This window comes from Pseudomonas sp. GW821-FHT10C09 (assembly GCF_059415465.1).
This window is the reverse complement of sequence record NZ_JBWKNG010000043.1, coordinates 1-23053: the sequence shown is the minus strand read 5'-3', so window position 1 is coordinate 23053 and position 23053 is coordinate 1. Positions and strand designations below refer to the sequence as shown.

Genomic DNA, 23053 nt, shown 5'->3' with positions numbered 1-23053 from the left:
GTTTACCAAGGAGTTTTCCGTTTCGACTGCGCCGGAAGTGGGGCGAATTATAGACATCCAGAATCTGCCGTCAAGCACTGATTTCGGCTTTACTCGGATTTCAGCGAAATACGCGCAAATGCCTTCTTGCCGGCCTGACAAACGTGCGTGGCACCCAGTACGTATATAAAGGTGCGATCAACCACTTCACCATCTATGCGCACACCGCCAGCATTCAACAGATCACGCGCTACTGCCGAGTTCTTCACCAGCCCTGCCTTATTAAGGACAGCCGCAATCGGCATATCCTCAGCAGCAGTCAATTCGATCTCAGGCAGATCATCCGGCAGCTCGCCCTCCTTCATACGATTGCCTGCTCCACGGTGAGCATTGGCCGCAGCCTCCTCGCCATGGAAACGCGCAACGATCTCTTCAGCCAGCTTGATCTTGATGTCACGCGGGTTCGCACCAGCTTCGACATCGGCACGGAATGCATTGATCTCATCCATGGAGCGGAAGCTGAGCAATTCGAAGTAACGCCACATCAGCGCATCCGGAATGGAAACCAGCTTGCTATACATGACACCTGGTGCTTCCTGGATACCGACATAATTGCCCAGGGACTTGGACATCTTCTTCACGCCATCCAGACCTTCAAGCAACGGCATGGTCAGAATGCACTGCGGCTCTTGACCGTACCCGCGCTGAAGCTCACGCCCCATCAACAGGTTGAATTTTTGGTCGGTACCGCCCAACTCGACATCTGCGCGCAACGCGACCGAGTCATAACCCTGAACCAGCGGATAGAGGAACTCATGAATGGCGATGGGCTGATTGGATGTATAGCGCTTGTCGAAATCGTCGCGCTCGAGCATGCGCGCAACGGTGTACTGCGAAGTCAGGCGAATGAAGTCGGCCGGCCCCATCTGATCCATCCAGGTGGAGTTGAACGCAACTTCGGTTTTAGCCGGATCAAGAATCTTGAAGACCTGGGTCTTGTAGGTCTCGGCGTTCTCGAGAACCTGCTCACGGGTAAGCGGCGGACGTGTCACGCTCTTCCCGCTCGGATCACCAATCATCCCGGTGAAGTCACCAATAAGGAAGATCACCTGATGCCCCAGCTCCTGGAACTGGCGCAGCTTATTAATAAGCACGGTATGACCCAGGTGCAAATCCGGCGCAGTCGGATCGAAGCCAGCCTTAATACGTAGCGGTTGGCCACGTTTGAGCTTCTCGATCAGCTCGGACTCGACCAACAGTTCTTCCGCACCACGTTTAATCAGCGCTAGCTGCTCTTCAACCGACTTCATAACAGACCCGCAAGGCTCGAATTCAAAGGGGACCAACCATACAAGATCACGCGTCAAATACAAAGTTTGGCCGGCGCAATGACGCCAATCCGCCGGCAGAGTGTCCGCGGACTTGCTTCAGAGATGATTTGGTTATATTTTATACAGTTATTTCATCTTCATCATGTCATTCATCTTTTCCAATTCATCTTTTTTCAAAGTCAAAAATTACTTATGACCAAAGAATCGTCTAAAGCGCCACCGCTTTACCCGAAGACCCACCTGCTCGCAGCAAGTGGCATCGCCGCTCTGCTGAGCCTGGCGCTTCTGGTATTCCCTTCCAGCGATGTTGAAGCCAAAAAGACCACCCTGAGTCTTGAACTGGAAACCCCTGCTGAACAACTGTCACAAGAACAAGACGCCGCTGAGGCCGCTCAAGCCACAAATGAACCAGTGGCCTCCCCTTTCGCGCAGATCGAAAACGCCGCCGAAGAACCGCAGGAAACCGCTCAGGCCGCGCCTGTGGTCGAAGAAAAGAAGGCTCCAAACCACAGGGAAGTGATCGTCTCCAAGGGCGATACGCTCTCCACCCTGTTTGAGAAAGTCGGCCTCCCGGCCGCTTCGGTGCATGAAGTTCTGGCCAGCGACAAGCAAGCCAAGCAGTTCAGCCAGCTTAAACATGGGCAGAAACTCGAATTCGAACTGAACCCTGAAGGCCAGCTGACCAACCTGCACAGCAAGATCAGCGACGTCGAAAGCATTACCCTGACCAAGAATGACAAGGGTTATGCATTCAACCGCATCACCGCCAAGCCCACTGTGCGTTCCGCCTATGTTCATGGCGTCATCAACAGTTCGCTGTCGCAATCCGCCGCTCGCGCCGGCCTGTCCCACAGCTTGACCATGGACATGGCCAGCGTGTTTGGCTACGACGTCGACTTCGCCCAGGATATTCGCCAAGGCGACGAGTTCGATGTGATCTACGAGCAGAAAGTCGTCAACGGCAAGGCTGTCGGCAACGGCCCGATCCTTTCCGCGCGCTTCACCAACCGCGGCAAAACCTACACCGCCGTGCGTTACATCAATAAACAAGGCAACAGCAGCTACTACACCGCTGACGGCAACAGCATGCGCAAAGCGTTCATCCGAACCCCGGTTGACTTCGCCCGCATCAGTTCGAAGTTCTCCATGGGCCGCAAGCACCCGATCCTGAACAAGATTCGCGCCCACAAAGGCGTTGACTATGCCGCACCACGGGGCACGCCAATCAAGGCTGCCGGCGACGGTAAAGTGTTGTTGGCCGGTCGCCGCGGCGGCTATGGCAACACCGTGATCATCCAGCACGGCGCCACCTACACCACGCTGTATGGCCACATGCAAGGCTTCGCCAAAGGCGTAAAAACCGGCGGTACGGTTAAGCAGGGCCAGGTGATCGGCTTCATCGGCACCACCGGGCTCTCCACTGGCCCACACTTGCACTACGAATTCCAGGTCAATGGCGTTCACGTCGACCCGCTGGGCCAGAAGTTGCCAATGGCCGATCCGATCGCCAAGGCCGAACGCTCACGCTTCCTAGCGCAGAGCCAACCGTTGATGGCGCGTATGGATCAAGAGAAGGCCACCCTGCTGGCTTCGAGCAAGCGCTAAGCCATGACGCTCTATATTGGTGTGATGTCCGGAACCAGTCTCGATGGCCTGGACATCGCACTGGTTGAGCTCTCCCCCGCGATCAAGCTGATCGCCACGCACTACATTCCCATGCCGGAATCCCTGCGCATCGAGCTGCTCGGCTTGTGCGCCAGCGGCCCGGACGAGATTGCCCGCTCTGCCATCGCCCAACAAAACTGGGTAAAACTGGCGGCCCAGGGCATTCACTCCCTGCTTGCTCAACAAAACCTGAAGCCCGAAGACATTCGTGCGATTGGCAGCCACGGCCAGACCATTCGCCACGAACCGGCGCGCGGCTTTACTGTGCAGATAGGCAACCCCGCCCTGCTGACCGAGTTGACTGGCATCACCGTGGTCAGTGACTTCCGCAGCCGCGATGTGGCCGCAGGCGGGCAAGGCGCTCCGCTGGTGCCAGCCTTCCACGAAGCCTTGTTTGATGAAAGCGCAGGTCATCGCGCAGTGTTGAATGTGGGTGGGTTCAGCAACCTCAGCTTGATTGAACCCGGCAAACCGGTAGCGGGTTTCGACTGCGGCCCGGGCAATGTGCTGCTGGACGCCTGGATTCACCAACAGCGTGGCGACAACTTCGATCGTGACGGTCAATGGGCCGCCAGCGGCAACGTCGAGCCGGATCTGCTGAATGAATTGCTCAGCGATCCCTTCTTCGTGACCAAAGGCCCCAAAAGTACCGGCCGCGAAGTGTTCAACCTGCCCTGGCTGACACAGCACCTGTCGAAACTGCCGGCATTCGCCGCCGAAGACGTACAAGCCACCCTGCTCGAACTCACCGCGCTGACCATCGTTGAGTCACTGCAACATGCCCAGTTGAATACGCAAGAACTGCTGGTCTGCGGTGGCGGCGCGCACAACGCCACGCTGATGAAGCGCTTGGCCGGCTTACTGCCGAATGCGAAAGTCAGCAGCACCGCCACTCACGGTGTAGACCCCGACTGGGTTGAAGCCATGGCCTTTGCCTGGCTGGCCCATTGCTGCCTCGAAGGCATCGCCGCCAACCGCCCAAGTGTCACCGGCGCCCGCGGCTTGCGCGTACTCGGCGCGATCTACCCCGCATAAACCCCAGACAGCAAAACGCCGCATAACCCATAAGGTTCTGCGGCGTTTTACAGTGTGCTGAAGGTGCGATCAGATCGAGAACGAAGAACCGCAGCCACAGGTAGTGCTGGCGTTCGGGTTCTTGATCACGAAGCGCGAACCTTCCAGACCTTCCTGATAATCCACCTCGGCGCCTGCCAGGTACTGGAAGCTCATCGGGTCTACGACCAGGCTCACGCCTTCGCGTTCGACGATGGTGTCGTCATCGGCCACTTCTTCATCGAAGGTGAAGCCGTACTGAAAACCTGAACAACCGCCGCCCGTAACGAATACGCGCAGCTTCAAGCGATCATTCCCCTCTTCATCGACCAGGCTCTTCACCTTGTGCGCGGCACCGTGGGTGAATTGCAAAGCCGTGGGGGTGAAGGATTCGACGCTCATGCTGACTATCTCCCGGCGTTACGCCGCCATAATGCGTGATGACGCGCATTATCCGCTTCTCCTAGAAAATCGGTCAACTATTGTTACGGTATATCAATCAAGCAAACTGTCCGACCAGAATGCAAAAAGGCCCATTCAATGGGCCTTTTTGCTGTCCGGGATTGGGCCTTACGGCAGCATGCCCGCGTGGGACAAGCCGAAGCGCTCATCCAGGCCGAACAGGATGTTCATGTTCTGCACCGCCTGACCCGACGCGCCTTTGACCAGGTTGTCGATGACCGACAACACCACCACCAGATCACCATCCTGCGGACGATGCACGGCAATCCGGCACACATTGGCACCGCGCACGCTGCGGGTTTCCGGGTGGCTGCCGGCAGGCATTACATCGACGAACGGTTCGTTGGCGTAGCGCTTTTCAAACAACGCTTGCAGATCGACCGAACGATCCACGACGGTCGCATAAAGCGTCGAGTGAATACCGCGAATCATTGGCGTCAGGTGCGGAACGAAGGTCAGGCCGACGTCCTTGCCTGCTGCGCGACGCAGTCCCTGGCGGATTTCCGGCAAGTGACGGTGACCTTTGACCGAATAAGCCTTCATGCTTTCCGACGTCTCGGAGTACAGCGATCCTACAGAGGCGCCACGCCCGGCACCGCTGACCCCGGATTTGCAGTCAGCGATCAAGCGGGTGGTATCCGCCAGGCCCGCTTCGAGCAGCGGCAGGAAACCCAATTGCGTAGCGGTCGGATAGCAACCCGGCACAGCGATTAGGCGAGCCTCCTTGATCTGCTCACGATTGACTTCCGGCAAGCCGTAAACCGCCTCTTCCAGCAGTTCCGGAGCGCCGTGCGGTTGGCCGTACCATTTGGCCCACTCGACGGAGTCCTGCAGACGGAAGTCCGCCGACAGGTCGATGACCTTGGTACCGGCGGCCAACAGTTCGCCGGCCAAAGCATGGGCAACACCGTGTGGTGTGGCAAAGAAAACCACGTCACAAGCACCCAATGTCTTGATGTCCGGAACACTGAACGCCAGGCCGTCGTAATGGCCTCGCAGGTTCGGGTACATGTCGGCCACAGCCAGGCCAGCCTCGGATCGGGAAGTGATCACTACCACTTCAGCTTGCGGATGCTGTGCCAACAGACGCAGCAGTTCGACACCGGTGTAACCCGTGCCGCCGACGATACCGACCTTGACCATAAACCTGCCCTCAACGAACCCACTGGAAAGCCGTCGATAATAGGGTGCGTATCGTCCTGCGACAACCGGCAAGGTGACGTGCGGCCGCTCAAGCCTCTACTATCCGGGCTACCGTGAACCTGGGAATAACTAAAAATGCTCTATCTGTGGCTCAAAGCGTTTCACATTATCAGCATGGTCTGCTGGTTTGCCGGCCTGTTCTATCTGCCGCGCCTGTTCGTCTATCACGCACAAAGTGAAGACACGGTCAGCAAGGAACGCTTCAGCGTCATGGAGCGCAAGCTGTACCGAGGCATCATGGGCCCGGCGATGATCGCCACCCTGATCTTCGGCATTGCGCTGATCGCCCTCAATCCGAGCATCTTCAGTCAAGGCGCGTGGATTCACGCCAAACTGACCCTGGTGGTGATCCTGATCGGTTACCACCACATGTGCGGCGCTCAGGTAAAACGTTTTGCCCGTGGCGAAAATACCCGCAGCCATGTCTTTTATCGCTGGTTCAATGAAGTCCCGGTTCTGATATTGCTGGCTATCGTAATTCTGGTCGTCGTTCGGCCGTTCTAACTTCAATACGCACCACTCACCGGGGTACTTCCAATGTCGCTGCCCGCTCTGCTCGAACAACGTTTGCGTCTGCCGGTCGTGGCTGCGCCGATGTTCCTGATTTCCAATCCGCAATTGGTGCTCGCCTGCTGCCGCAATGGCGTGGTGGGCAGCTTCCCCGCGTTGAACCAGCGCGAGAGCAGCGGGTTCAAGGCCTGGCTGGAAGAGATCGAGGCAGGCCTGGCGACACTGGAGAACCCGGCCCCTTATGCGGTCAACCTGATCGTTCACAACAGCAACCCACGCCTGCAAGCGGACCTGGCGATCTGCATCGAGCACAAAGTGCCGATTGTGATCACCAGCCTCGGCGCGGTGAAAGAAGTGGTCGACGCCGTGCACAGCTACGGCGGCCTGGTGTTCCACGACGTGACGACTCGCCGCCACGCGGAAAAAGCCGCCGAGGCCGGGGTGGACGGCTTGATCGCCGTGGCCGCGGGCGCCGGTGGTCACGCTGGCACCTGGAGCCCATTCTCACTGATCGCCGAAATTCGTCAGTTCTTCGACAAGACGCTATTGCTCGCCGGCTGCCTGAACCATGGCCACGAGATTCTCGCCGCTCAATTGCTTGGTGCTGATTTGGCCTACTTCGGTACGCGATTTATCGGCACCACTGAAAGTCATGCGCCTGACGCTTACAAAGAGATGTTGCTGACTTCCAGGGCGGCGGACATCGTCCATACTCCAGCGGTGTCCGGCATACCGGCAAGCTTTATGCGCCAGAGCCTGGAAGCCGCCGGTTTCGACATGGCGGCCTTGCAAAACAAGGGTGAGGTCAACTTCGGTTCCAAACTGAAACCGGTCAGCGATGAAGCCAAGGCCTGGAAAACCGTGTGGTCTGCGGGTCAGGGCGTCGGGGAAATCGATGATTTACCAAGTGTCGATCAATTGGTCGCACGGCTGGACGCGGAATACCGCAAGGCACTGGAATTGGCGGCACAGCTGCCAAAACGCTGGCCGCGCTGAGAGGAAAATTTTGGCCAGCCCAACCCGGCTGGCCTTACACTCTGTCGCTGTAACACTTTCTAACTCAAACACACGCGACAAGGATGCCTCGCAATGAGCGAAAACCGTTTCAAGATCGTATTCGACGGCGCTCTGCTGCCAGGCGTCGACCTCACGACCGCCAAGCAGAATCTCGCCGCACTGTACAAAAGCGAAGTCGCTGCGGTTGAACGGCTGTTCACCGGCAAGACCGTCACGCTCAAGCAGGACTTGTCGCACGCCGATGCACAAATCTACCTGCAGGCGCTGACGAAAACCGGCATCAAGGCACGGATCGAAAGCGAATCGTCCATCGAACTGAACCTGGCCGACGCACACGAACACGAACACGAACACGTTCCCGCCAGGCCCCAGCCTGTCTTCGCCGAACCGGTCTCGCCCTACGCTCCACCTCAGGCCAGCGTCGGCGAAAACCTGCCGGCGTTCGCCACACTCAAACCGTTCAGTGTCGAAGGTCGCATCGGCCGCTTGCGTTACCTGGCCTGGACGATGGCCCTGACCCTGGTCATTCTCGGCGTCGTTTTGGTCCTGGCCATCCCGGCGGTCGCCATCATCAGTGCCGATTCGACGGCAGGCTTGATTATCGGTGGTCTGGTCGCGTTCATTCTGTTCATCGCAGTCGCGGTCGCCAGTATCCAGTTCAGCGTTCAACGCTTGCACGACATCGGCTGGTCCGGCTGGCTCTGGCTGTTGAACCTCGTCCCGTTCGTGGGCAGTTTCTTCCCGCTGGTGATCATGGTCGCTCCCGGCACCAACATCGCCAATCGCTACGGCCCGCCACCTCCGCCCAATAGCACTGCGGTCAAAGTTCTTTCTTCGTTGTGGGTCGTGTTTATCGCCATCGTCATCGTGGGCGCTCTGGCCGGCGGTTACAGTGCGATTCAGGAAGAGTACGAAAGCACCACGACAAGCAGCTACGACAGCGGCGCGGTGACCACCGAAGATGTTGAAGTCGAACCGGCCGAAGCGGCCGAACCCGCACCGGATTCTGCAGACGATGAAGCCGAAGAAGCCCCGGCCCCTGTAGACTCCGCAAAAGAATAAACAGCGCTCCCCGCCCGTGACACCTGCGTCGCGGCGCGGAGCTGTTGCGATGGAGAACCGCATGACCCGTTACGCTCTGATCACTGGCGCTTCCAGCGGCATCGGCCTGGCGATGGCCGAAGCGCTGGCCCGCCGTGGCCGCAGCCTGATTCTGGTGGCCCGACAGCGTGATCAGCTGGAAAGTATTGCGATTGAACTGACTCAACGTTTTGGCGTGGAAGTACTGTTTCGTGCCTGTGACCTTGGCGAGCCGCTACGCCTGTCGGGCTTTCTGCTGGAACTGGAGGAAGGTGACCGTCAGATCGATCTGCTGGTCAACTGCGCCGGCATGGGCACCTGCGGTCCCTTTCTCGCTCAAGACTGGATGACCGAGCAGGACCTGATCGAAGTGAACATCCTGGCACTCACCCGCCTCTGCCACGCCATCGGAAACTCCATGGCCTTGCAGGGTGGCGGGCAGATCCTCAATGTTGCCTCGGTCGCCGCGTTCCTGCCCGGCCCGTGGATGAGCACCTACTACGCGAGCAAGGCGTATGTGCTGCATTTTTCCGAGGGCTTGCGCGTCGAGCTGAAGAAATGCGCAGTCAAGGTCTCGGTGCTGTGCCCCGGCCCGACGCGCACCGGTTTCTTCCGTACCGCGCAATTGGACACCGGCAAACTGAGCGACAGCAAAATGCTCATGAGTCCTGAAGAAGTGGCGCTCTACACCGTACGCGCCCTGGAGAAAAATCGCGCAATCATCATCCCCGGCCGACGCAACCGTTGGCGCGCCTTTTTGCCACGGCTCGGCTCGCGCTGGTTGAATCGGACAATCGCTGGCATGGTCAACAAGGTTTACTGCCCACGCTGAATGGTCCTACGGTTAAACCATGGGTACACTCAGGCCAGCCAAAACAACGGAGAAAACAGCTGTGGATACTCTGTTCACCAAGATCATCAACCGGGAAATCCCGGCCAAGATCATTTACGAGGACGACCAGGTACTGGCCTTCCACGATATCGCCCCACAGGCACCGGTGCATTTTCTGGTGATCCCGAAAAAACCCGTGCGCACCCTTAACGACCTCACCGAGGACGACAAGGCACTGGCCGGGCATATTCTGTTCACCGCGCAGCGTCTGGCGCTGGAGCTGGGTTGCGAAAAAGGTTTTCGCGTTGTCATGAACTGCAATGAAGAAGGTGGGCAGACTGTCTATCACATTCATATGCACGTGCTGGGTCAGCGTCAGATGCACTGGCCGCCGGGCTGATTGCCGGCTGTTCCAGGGGAGTGGCCAGCCACTCCCGCATGACCCAGCTCAAACCTTCCCCGGCCGATTGGGTTAAACTGGCCGCCGAGATTTTTCCCGGAGGTCAGCATGACTACCCAACGTCACTACTCGCCGATTGACCGTCTTCTGCTGCAAGCCGATGCCGCCATGCGCACCCTGCTGCCCTTCAGTGGCCAGCCTTACCGTCCGTCGCCAGCCATCGTCCAGCCCGATGCAAAATTGAGCGATGAGGACACCCGGCACGTTGCCGGCCTGATGCGCATCAACCACACCGGTGAAGTCTGCGCCCAGGCGTTGTATCAAGGGCAAGCCCTGACCGCCAAGCTCCCGCATGTACGCGCCGCCATGGAGCATGCTGCCGAAGAAGAAATCGACCATCTGGTCTGGTGCGAGCAACGCATTCATCAGTTGGGCAGCCATACCAGCATTCTTAACCCGCTGTTCTACGGCATGTCCTTCGGGATTGGCGCAGTGGCCGGGTTGATCAGCGACAAAGTCAGCCTCGGTTTTGTTGCCGCCACTGAACATCAAGTGTGCAAGCACTTGAATGAACACCTTGAGCAATTGCCGGCAGAAGATGAGAAATCCCGGGCGATTCTTGAGCAGATGCGCATTGATGAAGAACATCATGCGGAAAGTGCGCTGGACGCCGGCGGGTTCCGTTTTCCGGCACCGGTTAAGTTCGGGATGAGCTTGTTGGCCAAGGTGATGACCAAGAGCACTTATCGGATCTGATCTCTGGGGCTTTTTGCGACAGACATGAAAAAGGCGACTGCCGTGAGGGAGTCGCCTTTTTTTGTGTTCGAGAGTCTTACGCCATGTTGCGTGCGTAGAAGATTTCGAGCATTTCGTGTTTCACACGATCGGTCACCTGAGCACGTTGCTCAGTAGACAAGCTGCTGGTGGCGTCACCGAACAGGTAGTTATCCAGTTCGAAGTTCTTCAGCAGCATTTTGGTGTGGAACAGGTTTTCCTGGTACACGTTCACGTCGGTCATCTGGTACGCGTCGCGGGTGTCGTCGGACAGGTAGTTCTGGATCGAATTGATCTCGTGGTCGATGAAGTGCTTTTTGCCTTCAACGTCACGGGTGAAGCCGCGCACACGATAATCCACGGTCACGATGTCCGAATCGAACTGGTGAATCAGGAAGTTGAGCGCTTTCAACGGTGAGATGACACCACAGGTCGACACGTCAATGTCTACACGGAAAGTCGCAATACCATCCACCGGATGGATTTCCGGGTAGGTGTGCACCGTGATGTGGCTCTTGTCGAGGTGGGCCAGGATAATTTCAGGCAACGGGCCCGGGGACTCTTCGATCTGGCTGTCGGTCGGGGTTACCGGCTCTTCAGAGATCAGAATCGTGACGCTGGCGCCCTGAGGTTCGTAGTCCTGACTGGCAATGTTCAGGATGTTGGCACCAATGATATCGACAACTTCCGTGAGGATCTGCGTCAGGCGTTTCGCGTTGTACTCTTTATTGATGTACTCAACGTAAGCCTGTTGGTCTTGCGGGGTTTCCGCGTAGCAGATGTCATAGATGTTGAAGCTCAAGGTCTTTGTCAGGTTATTGAACCCGTGGAGCTTGAGTTTGCTTTTCACCGTTAAAAACTCTCTATGTATTGCGGCCCGGCCGCGTGATCAAGCATGCCCGTCAAATGCGAACAACGCACCTGCGTAGGACGGTTAACACCTCTTCGCGATGGCGATTTTGGTTGTCAGTTCGGGGGCGCGGCCTGTCGGTTGACGGACCACTACCCTGAAAAAAGTGGCGCATTATGCAGACGTCAGCTTGGGTTCGCCAGAGTCTGCACCGCTTTTATGATAGTTGAATGTCGGCTCAACCGAGTTCGATGATCTCGTAGTCGTGGGTAATCGCCACGCCAGCTGCGCCGAGCATGATCGAGGCCGAGCAATACTTCTCCGCCGACAGCTCGATGGCGCGCTTGACTTGGGCTTCCTTCAGCCCGCGGCCCTTGACCACGAAGTGCATGTGAATCTTGGTGAAGACCTTCGGGTCCTCGGTCGCACGCTCGGCTTCGAGGAAGGCTTCGCAGCTTTCGACGGCCTGGCGGGATTTCTTGAGGATGCTGACCACGTCGAAATTGCTGCAACCGCCGACACCCAGCAAGAGCATTTCCATTGGCCGGACACCCAGGTTGCGACCGCCGGCATCGGGCGGACCGTCCATGACCACGACATGACCGCTGCCGGATTCACCGAGGAACATGGCTTCGCCAGCCCATTGGATGCGTGCCTTCATCGCCAAGACTCCACTGTCTAAAAAAAGGGTCGCCAGCTTAGCACAGGGCCCCGGATTGACAGCGTTTCACCTTCCTGGGACGCAGGTGCCCAAGCTGTAGGTAAATTCTCAAATATTGCAGGGAGTGTCTGTTAAGCTGACGCCAATTCGCTGGCGCATAGCCAGCTTTGCTTCCGCCGTTGTCGGCGACCCATAAGAAAATCAAACACACACCGTGACGTCTTTTCGGGATACAACCATGGTTGCTATTACCCCAATACCCAAAATCAAAAACCTCGACAAACTGTTGATGCATTGTCAGCGCCGTCGCTATGCGGCCAAGAGCAACATCATTTGTGCGGGCGATCGCTCGGAAACCCTGTTCTTCATCATCAAGGGCTCGGTCACGATCCTGATTGAGGATGACGATGGTCGTGAAATGATCATCGCCTACTTGAATGCCGGGGATTTTTTCGGTGAGTTGGGTCTGTTCGAACAGGCTGGCCTGGAACAGGCACGCAGTGCCTGGGTGCGTGCCAAGATCGAATGCGAAGTTGCGGAAATCAGCTACGCGAAATTCCGCGAACTGTCCCAGCAAGATCCGGACATTCTTTACGTCCTCAGCGGACAAATCGCACAGCGCCTGCGTAACACCACGCGCAAGGTCGGCGACCTGGCGTTCTTCGACGTGACCGGTCGCGTCGCCCGTTGCCTGCTGGAACTGTGCAAGCAGCCGGATGCGATGACCCACCCGGACGGCATGCAGATCAAAGTGACCCGTCAGGAAATCGGCCGGATTGTCGGTTGTTCGCGTGAGATGGTCGGTCGCGTGCTCAAGGATCTGGAAGAGCGCAACCTGGTGGACGTCAAAGGCAAGACCATGGTGGTCTTCGGTACGCGCTAAGCCTTGAACATGTCTGCCAGCAATTGGCGATAAAGCGCGTCCAGCCGCCCGAGCGCATCGGGCGCGGCGAACTTCTCATGCAGGGCGATGTGGCTTTCGGCGCGAACTCGCTGCTCCAGGCCGCAGGCTTCATTAAAACGATTGACCGCCGCAACCATCGATTCCCGCTCGTTATCCAGCAACAACGCGCCGTGGACCAATCCGACTGGACGCGTGCCGCCCTTGCTCTGGCGCCAGCGCTGAGCAGTGCCGACCATCTTGCGGCCATCGAGATTGACGTTGAAACGGCCGTCGCAGAACGCACCTTCGATTTCGCCGAGGGAGGACACACCGCCCAGTTCATCCAGCAACTGGCAGATCGGATCGCAGAGTCGGTGATAGGCGGTTTCGATCCGGTTTTGGTCGCCTTCGCTGCGTGGCGGTGCGTAGACCAATGCGATGTTGATGGTGGACGCCGATTGCGGCACCGGCTCACCGCCGGTTTCACGCAACAGCACGGGCCAGCCGGCAGCGGCTGAAACCTCGCAGGCCGCTTCGAAACCGGGTAGGCGATTGAGGCGTCGTGGCATGACCAGGGCACGGTCATTGGGTTGCCAGAACAGCAAGCCGAATTCCGAGGCGCCGGTGCAGACATGGGCCAATAGATCCTGTTCGGCGAGCAGGCCGGCTTCGGTGGTCAGGGAGGTAATCAGGGTCATAAGGTATTCCGTCGGACCTTAAGTCTATGGTGCGTCTTATGCCGCCTTCGCGAGCAGGCTCGCTCCTACATTGAAATCCAATTTCCTGCGGGAGCGAGCCTGCTCGCGAAGCTTTTTCAGTCGAGTGTAGAACCACTCACTGCAGTACCACGCTCCGGAAAGAACAGGCGCTGCAACTCGGTACCCGGGCTTTCGGCGCGCATGAACGCCTCGCCGACCAGGAACGCATACACGTCGCTGATTTCCATCAGCTCGACATCAGCGCGGTTAAGAATGCCGCTTTCGGTAATCACCAGGCGATCACGAGGGATGCGCGGCAACAGGTCGAGGGTGGTTTCCAGGCTGACATCGAACGTGTGCAGGTTGCGGTTGTTGATGCCGACCAGCGGTGTGTCGAGGGTTTTCAAGGCCCGCTCCAACTCGTCGCCGTCGTGAACTTCCACCAGCACATCGAGGCCGACACTTTTTGCCACGGCAGCCAGCTCGGCCATTTTCACGTCATCCAGCGCAGAGACGATCAACAACACGCAATCGGCGCCCAACGCCCGTGCTTCGACGATCTGGTAAGGATCGATCATGAAATCCTTGCGGATCACCGGCAGTTTGCACGCCGCCCGGGCTTGTTGCAGATACGCATCGGCGCCCTGGAAGAAATCGATATCGGTCAGCACCGACAAACACGTCGCGCCGCCCTTCTCGTAGCTCTTGGCGATATCGGCGGGAACGAAGTTCTCGCGGATCACGCCCTTGCTCGGCGAAGCTTTCTTGATTTCGGCAATCACCGCTGGCTGCTTGAGCTTGGCCTGCGCCAACAATGCCTGGGCAAAACCACGGGGTGCATCGGCCGCCTTGGCCAGACTTTCCAGCTCGGCCAGGCTCACACGAGCGCTACGCTCGGCGACTTCCTGGACCTTGCGCGCCAGAATGTTTTCCAGAACCGTCGGTACACTCATCCCTCATTCTCCACTTTGAATACCGCGGTAAATGCACCCAACTCCTCCAGTTTCTCCCGAGCGAGGCCTGTGTGCAGCGCATCGTGCGCCAGGGCAACGCCTTCCTTCAAACTGGTTGCATGGTCGGCGGCGTACAACGCGGCACCGGCATTGAGCATAATCATTTCGGCAGCTTTCTGACCGCTTTCGGTTTTGCGTTTGCCCAAGGCATCGCGAATCAGTTCCAGCGAGGCCGCCGGGCTTTCCACGGCCAGGCCATGCAGGCTCTGGCTCTTCATGCCCAGGTCTTCAGGCTCGACCCAATATTCGCTGATCTGGTCGTTCTTCAATTCCGCCACGAAGGTCGGCGCGGCCAGGCTGAACTCGTCCAGGCCATCTTTTGAATGCACCACCAACACATGCTTGCTGCCCAATCGCTGCAGGACTTCGGCCAATGGCCGGCACAGCGCCTGGTTGAACACGCCCACCACCTGATGCTTCACACCGGCCGGATTCGTAAGCGGGCCGAGCATGTTGAACAGGGTGCGCAGGCCAAGATCCTTGCGCGGACCGGCGGCGTACTTCATGGCGCTGTGGTGAGTCTGGGCGAACATGAAACCGATGCCGACGTTGTCGATGCAGCGTGCGACCTGGACCGGCGTCAGGCTCAGGTAGATGCCCGCCGCCTCCAGCAGATCTGCGCTGCCGCTTTTGCCCGACACTGCACGGTTACCGTGTTTGGCTACGGTGCAACCGGCCGCCGCAACGACGAAGGCAGAAGCGGTCGATACGTTGAAAATATTCGCACCGTCACCGCCGGTACCGACCACGTCGACAACGCCGTCGAGGGTCTTGAGTTCGACCTTGTCGGCCAGCTCGCGCATGACCGAAACGGCGCCGACGATTTCGTCGATGCTCTCGCTTTTCATGCGCATGGCCATCATGAATGCGCCGATCTGCGCATCCGTGCATTGGCCGGTCATGATTTCGCGCATTACATCGCGCATCTCATCGGTGCTGAGGTCGAGGTGATCGACGATACGGCCCAAGGCTGTCTTGATATTCATGAAAAGTCCTTAGCGCGTGCCGCCGGTTTGTTTGAGGAAGTTAGCGAACAATTCGTGGCCCTGCTCGGTCAGGATCGACTCGGGGTGAAACTGCACGCCTTCGATGTTCAGGGTCTTGTGGCGCAGGCCCATGATCTCGTCGACCGAGCCGTCTTCAAGCTGGGTCCAGGCAGTCAGCTCCAGGCAATCGGGCAGGGTCTCGCGTTTGACGATCAGCGAATGATAGCGGGTGACTGTCAATGGACGATTCAGGCCTTCAAAGACGCCCTTGTCCTCGTGGAATACCGGGCTAGTCTTACCGTGCATTACTTGACGGGCGCGAACCACATCACCGCCAAAGGCTTGGCCGATGGACTGGTGGCCGAGGCAGACGCCAAGAATTGGCAGTTTGCCGGCGAAATGCTTGATCGCTTCAATCGAGATCCCGGCTTCGGTCGGGGTGCAAGGACCGGGGGATACCACGATGCGCTCTGGGTTGAGGGCTTCGATTTCAGCGATGGTCAGTTCATCGTTGCGCACGACTTTGACCTGGGAGCCAAGCTCACCGAGGTACTGCACAACGTTGTAGGTAAAGGAGTCGTAGTTATCGATCATCAGCAACATGGCGTTTTGAACCTCTTGAATTCACTGACTTTAAAGATGGCCTTCGAATGATTGACCCGCAGAGCGCTACGCTTTGTCAGGTGCCGGGGTAGCGCCAGCAAAGCGGCATTTCAAACAGGTAAAGAAGGCAAAGCGGTACAGGTCCGGCGAGGCCGGCAAAAGAATTCAGGCGCGCCAACGCCAGCGGGCGTGTGCCTTGATGACTTGATCCAGGAGTTTACTGATGATCAACACGGGGAAGGTCTCATTCATACGTCTCGGCACAGTAACTTAGCTGGGCAGAGCGTGCAATATGGCCGGGGCTGCTGCTCGCGAAACTCTCAAAGGCTTCGCGACGGATGGCAAAAGGCCGGAAGTTTTTGGTACTGTCGTTTCGTTCTCTTAAAACAATAAATAAACGGACTTGCTCATGATCAAACAGACGTTGTTTGTACCGCTCGCAGGATGCTTGCTGGCAATGGCCTGCGCCCAGGCGTACGCCGCACCGAATCCATACACCAATTTCGTCGTCTTCGGCGACAGTCTCAATGACGCGGGGACCTTTGCCGACACCGGCGGACCTGCCGGGTCGACGGAACGCTTCACCAACCGGACGGGGCCGGTTTATCTGGATGGCAGCGGCGAAGTCCGCTCGCTCAACTCCACGCAGATCCTCGGTGGCAAACTGGGGTACACGGCGGACCAGACCGCTTCATCGTCGTCGGCGGTGCGCGCCAGCAATGGCCAACCCGACGGCAACAACTGGGCTGTCGGCGGTTATCGCACCGATCAGATTCTCGATTCGATCACCACCACCTCCGACACTGGCGAACGCGTCCGTGCCGGGTACCTGCCGTCGAACAACTTCCGTGCCGACCCGAACGCGCTGTATTACCTGTCGGGTGGCGGTAACGACTTCCTGCAGGGACGCGTCACCAGCCTGCCTCAGGCCAGTGCCGCCGCCGACCGTCTGGCCGACAGCGTACAGACGCTGCAAACCGCTGGCGCAAAATACGTCATGGTCTGGCTGCTGCCCGATATCGGCTTCACACCGGCGTTCAACGGCTCCCCGCTGCAAGCGTTCACTTCTCAGCTGAGCGCCCAGTTCAACACTGAACTGGTCAGCCGACTGCAGAACATCAATGCCGAAATCATCCCGCTGAACATTCCGGTGCTGCTCAAAGAGACGTTCGCCAACCCGGCGCAATTTGGCCTGGCCACCGACCAGAACCTCAGCGCCACCTGTTTCAGCGGTAACGGCTGCACCGAGAACGCCCGTTACGGCATCAACAGCGCCACACCCGACCCGACCAAGCTGATCTACAACGACGCGGTACACCCGACCGAAGCCGGGCAACGCCTGATTGCCGATTACGCATATTCGCTGTTGTCAGCGCCGTGGGAACTGACGCTGCTGCCGCAAATGGCCCAAGGCACCTTGCGCGCGCACCAGGATGAACTGCGTAACCAATGGCTGGCCGATTGGGAAAACTGGCAAGACGTGGGTCAATGGCGCGCGATTGTTTCCGGCGGTGGCCAACATCAGGACTTTGATGGTCAGGACAGCGTCGTCAGTGCCGACGGCAATGGGTACAACCTGAACATCGGTGGCAGCTATCGCCTCGACGACGCCTGGCGTGTGGGTGTAGCGGCCGGTTTCTATAACCAGAAACTCGAAGCCGGGTCGAACGACTCCGACTACAAGCTCAACACTTACCTCGGTACCGCATTCGCCCAGTACCAACAAAACCGCATCTGGGCGGACATGGCGTTGACCGCCGGGCACCTGGATTACGACAGCCTCAAGCGTAAATTCCAACTGGGCGCCAACGAACGCGGCGAAAAAGGCGACACCAGTGGCTACGTTGAAGCCTTCAGTGCTCGCATCGGTTATGACATCGCACAGCAAGCCAGCAGCCCTTGGCACTTGTCGCCGTTTGTCAGCGCCGACTTCTCCAAGGTCAAAGTCGATGGCTACTCGGAGGACGGCAATAACTCCACAGCGCTGACCTATGGCGATCAGGACAGCATTTCCCGTCGCCTCGGCATCGGCTTGCAGGGCAAATACCAGATCACCCCGCAAACCCAGGTATTCGGTGAAGTGGCTCACGAGCGTGAGTACAACGACGATACCCAGGACGTGGCGATCAACCTCAACACCCTGCCAAACAACCAGTTCACGCTGGAAGGCTACACCCCGCAAACCAACCTGAACCGGGTGAACCTGGGCGTGAGCCACAACCTCACCAAGGAACTGGCACTGCGCGCCAGCTACAACATTCGCAAGGATGACGACTTTACCCAGCAAGGGATTAACCTAGGGGTTGCGTTGGACTTCTAAATCGATCGGCCATAAAAAACGCGGTGCCTTCACAGGCGCCGCGTTTTTTTTGTGCTGAATACTTACTGTGGCGAGCGAGCTTGCTCGCGCTCGGCTGCGTAGCAGTCGTCAATTGGGCCTGCTTCGCAGGCCAGCGGGAGCAAGCTCCCTCGCCACAAGGCTCCCACAGGTTCAGGCGTCCGGGGTTTGTTCGGCCAGGGCTACGGCGCGGAACATCGCGCGGCGTTTGTTCAGGGTTTCTTCCCATTCCAGCGCCGGTACCGAGTCGGCCACGATGCCGCCACCGGCCTGCACGTGCAGTTCGCCGTTCTTGATCACCGCGGTACGGATGGCGATGGCCGTGTCCATGTTGCCGTTCCAGGCAAAGTAACCGACCGCACCGCCGTAGACGCCACGTTTCACCGGTTCCAGTTCATCGATGATTTCCATCGCGCGAATCTTCGGTGCACCCGACAACGTGCCCGCCGGCAGGATCGCCCGCAACGCGTCCATCGCCGTCAGCCCGGCCTTCAACTGCCCGGTGACGTTGGACACGATGTGCATGACGTTGGAATAACGCTCGATGACCATTTTCTCGGTGAGTTTCACAGAACCGATTTCCGAGACCCGACCGGTGTCGTTACGACCGAGGTCGATCAGCATCAAGTGCTCGGCGATTTCCTTGTCATCGGACAGCAGGTCTTTTTCCAGCGCCAGGTCAGCCTCTTCGTTGGCCCCGCGTGGACGGGTGCCGGCAATCGGGCGCACGGTGATCAAGTTGTCTTCGACCCGCACCAGCACTTCCGGGGAACTGCCGACGACATGGAAGTCGCCGAAGTTGAAGAAGTACATGTAAGGCGTCGGGTTGAAGCAGCGCAACGCCCGGTACAAATCGATCGGTGCAGCCTTGAAGTCGATCGACATGCGCTGGGACGGCACGACCTGCATGCAGTCACCGGCCAGGATGTATTCCTTGATGGTGTCGACGGCTTTTTCGTAATCGTCCTGGGTGAAACTCGAACGGAACACCGGATCAGCCGACTGTTGCTTGCTGAAATCCAGGCCGCGGCGCGGCGTGATCGGCTGGCGGAGTTTTTCCAGCAGTTCTTCCAGACGTTCCAGGCCTTGCTCGAAAGCACCGTCCTGCGCCGGGTCGGCCAGCACAATCGCGTGCATCTTGCCGGCGAGGTTATCGAACACCACCACCGCGTCAGAGACCATCAGCAGAATGTCCGGCACGCCCAGTGGATCCGGGTTCGGGCATTTGCCCAGACGCTTCTCCACATACCGCACGCAGTCATAACCGAAATACCCCACCAGGCCGCCGTTGAAACGCGGCAGGCCAGCGATGGTCGGCACGTTATAGCGAGCCTTGAAGGTTTCGACGAACGCCAGCGGGTCTTCCACATCGTGGCTTTCGGTCTCGATGCCGTCGACGGTCACACTGACGTGATGGTCATGCACCCGCAGCACGGTGCGGCATGGCAAGCCGATTATCGAGTAACGGCCCCACTTCTCCCCGCCCTGAACCGATTCCAGCAGGTAGGTGTTCGGCTCGTCGGCCAGTTTCAGGTAGATCGACAGCGGCGTGTCGAAGTCAGCCAGGGTTTCGCAGGCAAGCGGGATGCGGTTGTAGCCGGCAGCGGCCAAACGCAGGAATTCTTCGCGGATCATGGGGTAGCCTCGTGGCTTGAGGGTCTAACAGTCAGGTATGCAAACGCGCCGGTATGCCGGCCAGGAACAAGTCAGGCGCGCCAACGCCAGCGGGCCAGGGCCTTGATGACTTTCATCCAGAGTTTGCGAGTGACCACCACGATGGCGTTTCCAGCAGGGGGTTGAACAGCGTCGGGCAACGTTATCTCAGCGGCCGAATCCAGGCAACCGGGAATTAGCTTGCGCAGATCGTCGATCACCAGCGCCGGCGACTCTTCGGCAATCGGCCGGCCATGGTTGTAGCCGTAACTGAGCGCCACACACTTGACCCCCGCCGCTTTCGCCGCGAGCACATCGCTGCGCGAATCGCCGACGAACAAGGATTGCGAGGCCGGGATGTTGGCCATTTTCATCACGAAAAACAGCGCGGCCGGGTCGGGTTTCTTCTGCGGCAAGGTATCGCCGCCGATGATCCATTTGAAGTAGCGGCCGATTTTCATCTGATCCAGCAGCGGTGCGACGAAACGCTCCGGCTTGTTGGTGATCAGCGCCATTTCCACGCCTTGTTTGTTCAGCCACTTGAGGGTGTCACGCACACCGGGGTAAACCACGGTCAGCTCATGGCTCGCGCCATAGGCCTGCATGAAAATCTCCAGCGCGTGTTCAGCCTCGACATCGTCGACCGTCGAGTGTTCGATGCCACCCGCCAGCGCACGGCGCACCAATACCGGCGCGCCGTTACCGACCCATTCACGTACCGATTCGATGCCGGCGGGTTTGCGGCCCAGCTTGAGCAGCATGTGATCCACAGCCGCTGCGAGGTCCGGGACCGAATCGATCAGCGTGCCATCCAGATCGAACATCACCAGCCGCGGCAGACGCCCCGGGAACAACTGCTCAAAACCACTCATGGGCGAGCCAGCGCCAGTTCGGCGCGCATCTTCTCTATCACTTCCTGATAGTTCGGTGCGTTGAAAATCGCCGAGCCTGCCACAAAGGTATCGGCGCCCGCCGCAGCGATTTCCCGAATGTTGTTCACGTTCACGCCGCCGTCGATTTCCAGGCGGATGTCACGCCCGGACGCATCGATCAGGGCACGCGCCTGACGCAGTTTATCGAGGGTGCCGGGGATGAATTTCTGCCCGCCGAAGCCCGGGTTGACGCTCATCAGCAAGATCATGTCGACCTTGTCCATCACGTATTCGAGCACGCTCAGGGGTGTAGCCGGGTTGAACACCAGGCCCGATTTGCAACCGCCCTCGCGGATCAGTTGCAGGGAACGGTCGACGTGCTGCGAGGCTTCCGGGTGGAAGGTGATGTAGGTCGCACCGGCTTCGATGAAGTCACCGACGATGCGGTCCACCGGGCTGACCATCAGGTGTGCGTCGATCGGCGCGGTCACGCCGTACTTGCGCAGCGCCGCGCACACCATCGGGCCGATGGTCAGGTTCGGCACGTAGTGGTTGTCCATGACATCGAAGTGCACGAAGTCGGCACCGGCGGCCAGGACGTTGTCCACTTCTTCACCCAGGCGGGCGAAGTCGGCGGAGAGAATCGACGGAGCAATGACGAAGGGCTGCATGACGCACCTTTTTTGAGCAGAATCACGATGGCGCGCATTGTATACCTCATAGTTTGGCGCGCGCACTGTGACCGCGATGATTGGGGCTGCCTTCGATCAATAAGTCACGAAGAGCTCTAGTACGCCGCCCGGTAGATCTTCTCGATATCGACGGCGCTCAATTTGCGCGGATTGTTGCGCATCAGGCGCTCGATCCCTGCCGCTTCTGCGGCCATGGCCGGGATAGCGTCTTCGGGCACACCGAAACTGCGCAAGCCCAACGGGATTTCGACCGCCGCACACAGAGCGGTCATCGCCTCCACGGCTTTGTCCGCCGCTTCGTTGACGCTCAAATGCGCGGTCTTCACCCCCATGGCCTCGGCAATATCCTGCATGCGCTCGACGCAGGCCATCTTGTTCCAGGTCATGACATAGGGCAGCAACAAGGCGTTGCTGACACCGTGGGCGATGTTGAAACGTCCGCCCAGCGGATACGCCAACGCATGCACCGCGCCGACCCCTGCATTGCCGAATGCCATGCCCGCCATCAGGCTGGCGGTGGCCATGTCTTCGCGGGCTTGCAGGTTGGACGGATTGGCATAGGCCTTGGGCAGCGCCTTGGCGATCAGCTTGATGGCACCGATGGCCAGGGCGTCGGTGATGGGAGAGGCGTTGACGGACAGGTAGGATTCAATGGCATGCACCAGCGCGTCGACGCCACTGGCGGCCGTGACACTGCGCGGGCAGGTCAGGGTCATTTGCGGACTGACCAGCGCCACGTCCGGCAACAGATAGTCGCTGACGATGCCTTTTTTCAGCTGCGCGACCTTGTCGGAAAGGATCGCCACGTTGGTGACTTCCGAACCGGTGCCGGCGGTGGTCGGGATCGCGATCAGCGGCGGCCCCTTGCGCGGCACCTGATCGATGCCGAACAAATCTTCCAGCGCGCCGTGGTAACCGGCATACGCCGCCACGCTCTTGGCGATATCGATGGCACTGCCGCCGCCCAGACCGATCAAGCCGTCATGCCCGCCGTCGCGATACACCCGCATGCAGTCTTCGACGATGGCGATTTCCGGGTCTGGCAGCACCCGATCGAATATCTCGTAGGACCGGTCCCCCAGCTGCGCCAGCGCCAGTTCGACCGTGCCGGACTTGACCAGCGCGGCATCGGTGACGATCAGCGGGTTGTCGACATCCAGACGGGTCAGTTCAGCGGCGAGCTGCTCGATGGCACCTGCGCCGGTGATCAGTTTGTGAGCGATTTTGAAAGAGGAAAGACTCATCGTGCGCAGCCTCTTATAGATAGGGGAGCTGGGCACAATAGTAGCTGGGGATTGGGGTTTGTCTGCTATTCAGGTCGTGAATGACCAACGATCCCGAAAACACCCCAAAAACAACTGCGGGATCGAGCCTGCTCGCGAAGACGGTGTGTCATTCAACATCGATGTCGACTGACACTACGCTTTCGCGAGCAGGCTCGCTTGTATGGTAGGACTTGAAGGGAGGAGGAGGGACTAGGCTCGATTCTGACTGTTGA

23 protein-coding genes are annotated in these 23053 nt (G+C 58.7%); 10 read left to right on the top strand and 13 right to left on the bottom strand.

The genetic code is table 11. The features are described 5' to 3' along the window. Positions 1-89: 89 nt before the first annotated feature. Positions 90-1289 carry a tyrosine--tRNA ligase gene (gene tyrS, locus AC07N8_RS28955; protein ID WP_483843068.1) on the bottom strand — a complete coding sequence of 400 codons (1200 nt, stop codon included), beginning with the start codon at positions 1287-1289 and terminating at the stop codon, positions 90-92. A gap of 213 nt (positions 1290-1502) precedes the next feature. Between tyrS and AC07N8_RS28950 the strand changes: the two genes are divergently transcribed. Continuing rightward, positions 1503-2915 (top strand): peptidoglycan DD-metalloendopeptidase family protein, encoded by a 1413-nt coding sequence (locus AC07N8_RS28950; protein WP_493147117.1) that lies wholly within the window; start codon positions 1503-1505, stop codon positions 2913-2915. A gap of 3 nt (positions 2916-2918) precedes the next feature. Beyond that, positions 2919-4010 carry an anhydro-N-acetylmuramic acid kinase gene (locus AC07N8_RS28945; RefSeq protein WP_493147119.1) on the top strand — a complete coding sequence of 364 codons (1092 nt, stop codon included), beginning with the start codon at positions 2919-2921 and terminating at the stop codon, positions 4008-4010. Positions 4011-4079: 69 nt separating this feature from the next. On the opposite strand, the gene erpA is transcribed toward AC07N8_RS28945, so the two are convergent. Both erpA and argC read right to left on the bottom strand, forming a co-directional pair. After that, positions 4080-4430: an iron-sulfur cluster insertion protein ErpA gene (gene erpA / locus AC07N8_RS28940; RefSeq protein WP_007947969.1), complete on the bottom strand. Its 351-nt coding sequence runs from the start codon at positions 4428-4430 to the stop codon at positions 4080-4082. A gap of 168 nt (positions 4431-4598) precedes the next feature. Continuing rightward, positions 4599-5633 carry an N-acetyl-gamma-glutamyl-phosphate reductase gene (gene argC, locus AC07N8_RS28935; RefSeq protein ID WP_027926758.1) on the bottom strand — a complete coding sequence of 345 codons (1035 nt, stop codon included), beginning with the start codon at positions 5631-5633 and terminating at the stop codon, positions 4599-4601. A gap of 135 nt (positions 5634-5768) precedes the next feature. On the opposite strand from argC, the gene hemJ reads away from it, so the two are divergent. The 6 genes from hemJ to coq7 all read left to right on the top strand — a co-directional run bounded on the left by hemJ (position 5769) and on the right by coq7 (position 10288). After that, a complete protein-coding gene (hemJ, locus tag AC07N8_RS28930; RefSeq protein ID WP_493147122.1) occupies positions 5769-6197 on the top strand; it encodes a protoporphyrinogen oxidase HemJ in 429 nt (142 codons plus the stop codon). A gap of 33 nt (positions 6198-6230) precedes the next feature. Beyond that, the gene (locus tag AC07N8_RS28925) at positions 6231-7199 is read left to right on the top strand and encodes an NAD(P)H-dependent flavin oxidoreductase (RefSeq protein WP_483843072.1); all 969 of its coding nucleotides are present in this window, start codon (positions 6231-6233) and stop codon (positions 7197-7199) included. 93 nt (positions 7200-7292) lie between these two features. Continuing rightward, the gene (locus AC07N8_RS28920) at positions 7293-8282 is read left to right on the top strand and encodes a DUF805 domain-containing protein (RefSeq protein WP_493147124.1); all 990 of its coding nucleotides are present in this window, start codon (positions 7293-7295) and stop codon (positions 8280-8282) included. Positions 8283-8343: 61 nt separating this feature from the next. Beyond that, the gene (locus AC07N8_RS28915) at positions 8344-9132 is read left to right on the top strand and encodes an SDR family NAD(P)-dependent oxidoreductase (RefSeq protein ID WP_483843074.1); all 789 of its coding nucleotides are present in this window, start codon (positions 8344-8346) and stop codon (positions 9130-9132) included. Between the two features lie 61 nt (positions 9133-9193). Beyond that, the gene (locus tag AC07N8_RS28910; RefSeq protein WP_008027110.1) at positions 9194-9532 is read left to right on the top strand and encodes a histidine triad nucleotide-binding protein; all 339 of its coding nucleotides are present in this window, start codon (positions 9194-9196) and stop codon (positions 9530-9532) included. 108 nt (positions 9533-9640) lie between these two features. Further along, positions 9641-10288, top strand: coding sequence for a 2-polyprenyl-3-methyl-6-methoxy-1,4-benzoquinone monooxygenase (coq7, locus tag AC07N8_RS28905; RefSeq protein ID WP_027926752.1), 648 nt, complete (start codon positions 9641-9643; stop codon positions 10286-10288). Positions 10289-10364: 76 nt separating this feature from the next. On the opposite strand, the gene speD is transcribed toward coq7, so the two are convergent. After that, positions 10365-11156: an adenosylmethionine decarboxylase gene (speD, locus tag AC07N8_RS28900; protein ID WP_483843075.1), complete on the bottom strand. Its 792-nt coding sequence runs from the start codon at positions 11154-11156 to the stop codon at positions 10365-10367. A 238-nt stretch (positions 11157-11394) separates the two neighbouring features. Beyond that, the gene (locus AC07N8_RS28895) at positions 11395-11817 is read right to left on the bottom strand and encodes an OsmC family protein (protein WP_007941657.1); all 423 of its coding nucleotides are present in this window, start codon (positions 11815-11817) and stop codon (positions 11395-11397) included. A gap of 238 nt (positions 11818-12055) precedes the next feature. Between AC07N8_RS28895 and crp the strand changes: the two genes are divergently transcribed. Continuing rightward, a complete protein-coding gene (gene crp, locus AC07N8_RS28890; RefSeq protein WP_027926750.1) occupies positions 12056-12700 on the top strand; it encodes a cAMP-activated global transcriptional regulator CRP in 645 nt (214 codons plus the stop codon). Here crp and AC07N8_RS28885 read toward each other — a convergent pair. The 4 genes from AC07N8_RS28885 to AC07N8_RS28870 all read right to left on the bottom strand — a co-directional run bounded on the left by AC07N8_RS28885 (position 12697) and on the right by AC07N8_RS28870 (position 16000). Beyond that, positions 12697-13398 carry a lipoate--protein ligase family protein gene (locus AC07N8_RS28885; RefSeq protein ID WP_493147128.1) on the bottom strand — a complete coding sequence of 234 codons (702 nt, stop codon included), beginning with the start codon at positions 13396-13398 and terminating at the stop codon, positions 12697-12699. The genes crp and AC07N8_RS28885 overlap by 4 nt on opposite strands. Positions 13399-13514: 116 nt before the next feature. Further along, on the bottom strand, positions 13515-14351 hold the full coding sequence (gene trpC, locus AC07N8_RS28880) for an indole-3-glycerol phosphate synthase TrpC (RefSeq protein ID WP_483843077.1): 837 nt from the start codon (positions 14349-14351) through the stop codon (positions 13515-13517). Then, the gene (gene trpD / locus AC07N8_RS28875) at positions 14348-15397 is read right to left on the bottom strand and encodes an anthranilate phosphoribosyltransferase (protein ID WP_483843078.1); all 1050 of its coding nucleotides are present in this window, start codon (positions 15395-15397) and stop codon (positions 14348-14350) included. The genes trpC and trpD overlap by 4 nt, the downstream gene beginning before the upstream one ends. Positions 15398-15406: 9 nt before the next feature. Further along, positions 15407-16000: an aminodeoxychorismate/anthranilate synthase component II gene (locus tag AC07N8_RS28870; protein ID WP_007906885.1), complete on the bottom strand. Its 594-nt coding sequence runs from the start codon at positions 15998-16000 to the stop codon at positions 15407-15409. Positions 16001-16409: 409 nt separating this feature from the next. Between AC07N8_RS28870 and estP the strand changes: the two genes are divergently transcribed. Beyond that, entirely contained in the window at positions 16410-18320 is a 1911-nt protein-coding gene (estP, locus tag AC07N8_RS28865; protein ID WP_493147130.1) for an esterase EstP, read from the top strand. 171 nt (positions 18321-18491) lie between these two features. Here the strand turns inward: estP and trpE are convergent, their stop codons facing one another. The 4 genes from trpE to AC07N8_RS28845 form a co-directional block, all read right to left on the bottom strand. After that, a complete protein-coding gene (gene trpE / locus AC07N8_RS28860) occupies positions 18492-19973 on the bottom strand; it encodes an anthranilate synthase component I (protein WP_493147132.1) in 1482 nt (493 codons plus the stop codon). Positions 19974-20044: 71 nt separating this feature from the next. Continuing rightward, the gene (locus AC07N8_RS28855; protein ID WP_483843081.1) at positions 20045-20863 is read right to left on the bottom strand and encodes a phosphoglycolate phosphatase; all 819 of its coding nucleotides are present in this window, start codon (positions 20861-20863) and stop codon (positions 20045-20047) included. Next, a complete protein-coding gene (gene rpe / locus AC07N8_RS28850) occupies positions 20860-21534 on the bottom strand; it encodes a ribulose-phosphate 3-epimerase (protein ID WP_027926743.1) in 675 nt (224 codons plus the stop codon). The genes AC07N8_RS28855 and rpe overlap by 4 nt, the downstream gene beginning before the upstream one ends. 116 nt (positions 21535-21650) lie before the next feature. Further along, complete coding sequence (locus tag AC07N8_RS28845) at positions 21651-22799, bottom strand: iron-containing alcohol dehydrogenase (RefSeq protein WP_483843082.1); 1149 nt, start codon at positions 22797-22799, stop codon at positions 21651-21653. Positions 22800-23053: the final 254 nt, after the last annotated feature.

What these genes read in the sequence shown, in the direction of transcription:
- tyrS (WP_483843068.1), bottom strand. Translation starts at nt 1,289, where the DNA reads ATGAAGTCGGTTGAAGAGCAGCTAGCGCTGATTAAACGTGGTGCGGAA.
- AC07N8_RS28950 (WP_493147117.1), top strand. Translation starts at nt 1,503, where the DNA reads ATGACCAAAGAATCGTCTAAAGCGCCACCGCTTTACCCGAAGACCCAC.
- AC07N8_RS28945 (WP_493147119.1), top strand. Translation starts at nt 2,919, where the DNA reads ATGACGCTCTATATTGGTGTGATGTCCGGAACCAGTCTCGATGGCCTG.
- erpA (WP_007947969.1), bottom strand. Translation starts at nt 4,430, where the DNA reads ATGAGCGTCGAATCCTTCACCCCCACGGCTTTGCAATTCACCCACGGT.
- argC (WP_027926758.1), bottom strand. Translation starts at nt 5,633, where the DNA reads ATGGTCAAGGTCGGTATCGTCGGCGGCACGGGTTACACCGGTGTCGAA.
- hemJ (WP_493147122.1), top strand. Translation starts at nt 5,769, where the DNA reads ATGCTCTATCTGTGGCTCAAAGCGTTTCACATTATCAGCATGGTCTGC.
- AC07N8_RS28925 (WP_483843072.1), top strand. Translation starts at nt 6,231, where the DNA reads ATGTCGCTGCCCGCTCTGCTCGAACAACGTTTGCGTCTGCCGGTCGTG.
- AC07N8_RS28920 (WP_493147124.1), top strand. Translation starts at nt 7,293, where the DNA reads ATGAGCGAAAACCGTTTCAAGATCGTATTCGACGGCGCTCTGCTGCCA.
- AC07N8_RS28915 (WP_483843074.1), top strand. Translation starts at nt 8,344, where the DNA reads ATGACCCGTTACGCTCTGATCACTGGCGCTTCCAGCGGCATCGGCCTG.
- coq7 (WP_027926752.1), top strand. Translation starts at nt 9,641, where the DNA reads ATGACTACCCAACGTCACTACTCGCCGATTGACCGTCTTCTGCTGCAA.
- AC07N8_RS28895 (WP_007941657.1), bottom strand. Translation starts at nt 11,817, where the DNA reads ATGAAGGCACGCATCCAATGGGCTGGCGAAGCCATGTTCCTCGGTGAA.
- crp (WP_027926750.1), top strand. Translation starts at nt 12,056, where the DNA reads ATGGTTGCTATTACCCCAATACCCAAAATCAAAAACCTCGACAAACTG.
- AC07N8_RS28885 (WP_493147128.1), bottom strand. Translation starts at nt 13,398, where the DNA reads ATGACCCTGATTACCTCCCTGACCACCGAAGCCGGCCTGCTCGCCGAA.
- trpC (WP_483843077.1), bottom strand. Translation starts at nt 14,351, where the DNA reads ATGAGTGTACCGACGGTTCTGGAAAACATTCTGGCGCGCAAGGTCCAG.
- trpD (WP_483843078.1), bottom strand. Translation starts at nt 15,397, where the DNA reads ATGAATATCAAGACAGCCTTGGGCCGTATCGTCGATCACCTCGACCTC.
- AC07N8_RS28870 (WP_007906885.1), bottom strand. Translation starts at nt 16,000, where the DNA reads ATGTTGCTGATGATCGATAACTACGACTCCTTTACCTACAACGTTGTG.
- estP (WP_493147130.1), top strand. Translation starts at nt 16,410, where the DNA reads ATGATCAAACAGACGTTGTTTGTACCGCTCGCAGGATGCTTGCTGGCA.
- trpE (WP_493147132.1), bottom strand. Translation starts at nt 19,973, where the DNA reads ATGATCCGCGAAGAATTCCTGCGTTTGGCCGCTGCCGGCTACAACCGC.
- AC07N8_RS28855 (WP_483843081.1), bottom strand. Translation starts at nt 20,863, where the DNA reads ATGAGTGGTTTTGAGCAGTTGTTCCCGGGGCGTCTGCCGCGGCTGGTG.
- rpe (WP_027926743.1), bottom strand. Translation starts at nt 21,534, where the DNA reads ATGCAGCCCTTCGTCATTGCTCCGTCGATTCTCTCCGCCGACTTCGCC.
- AC07N8_RS28845 (WP_483843082.1), bottom strand. Translation starts at nt 22,799, where the DNA reads ATGAGTCTTTCCTCTTTCAAAATCGCTCACAAACTGATCACCGGCGCA.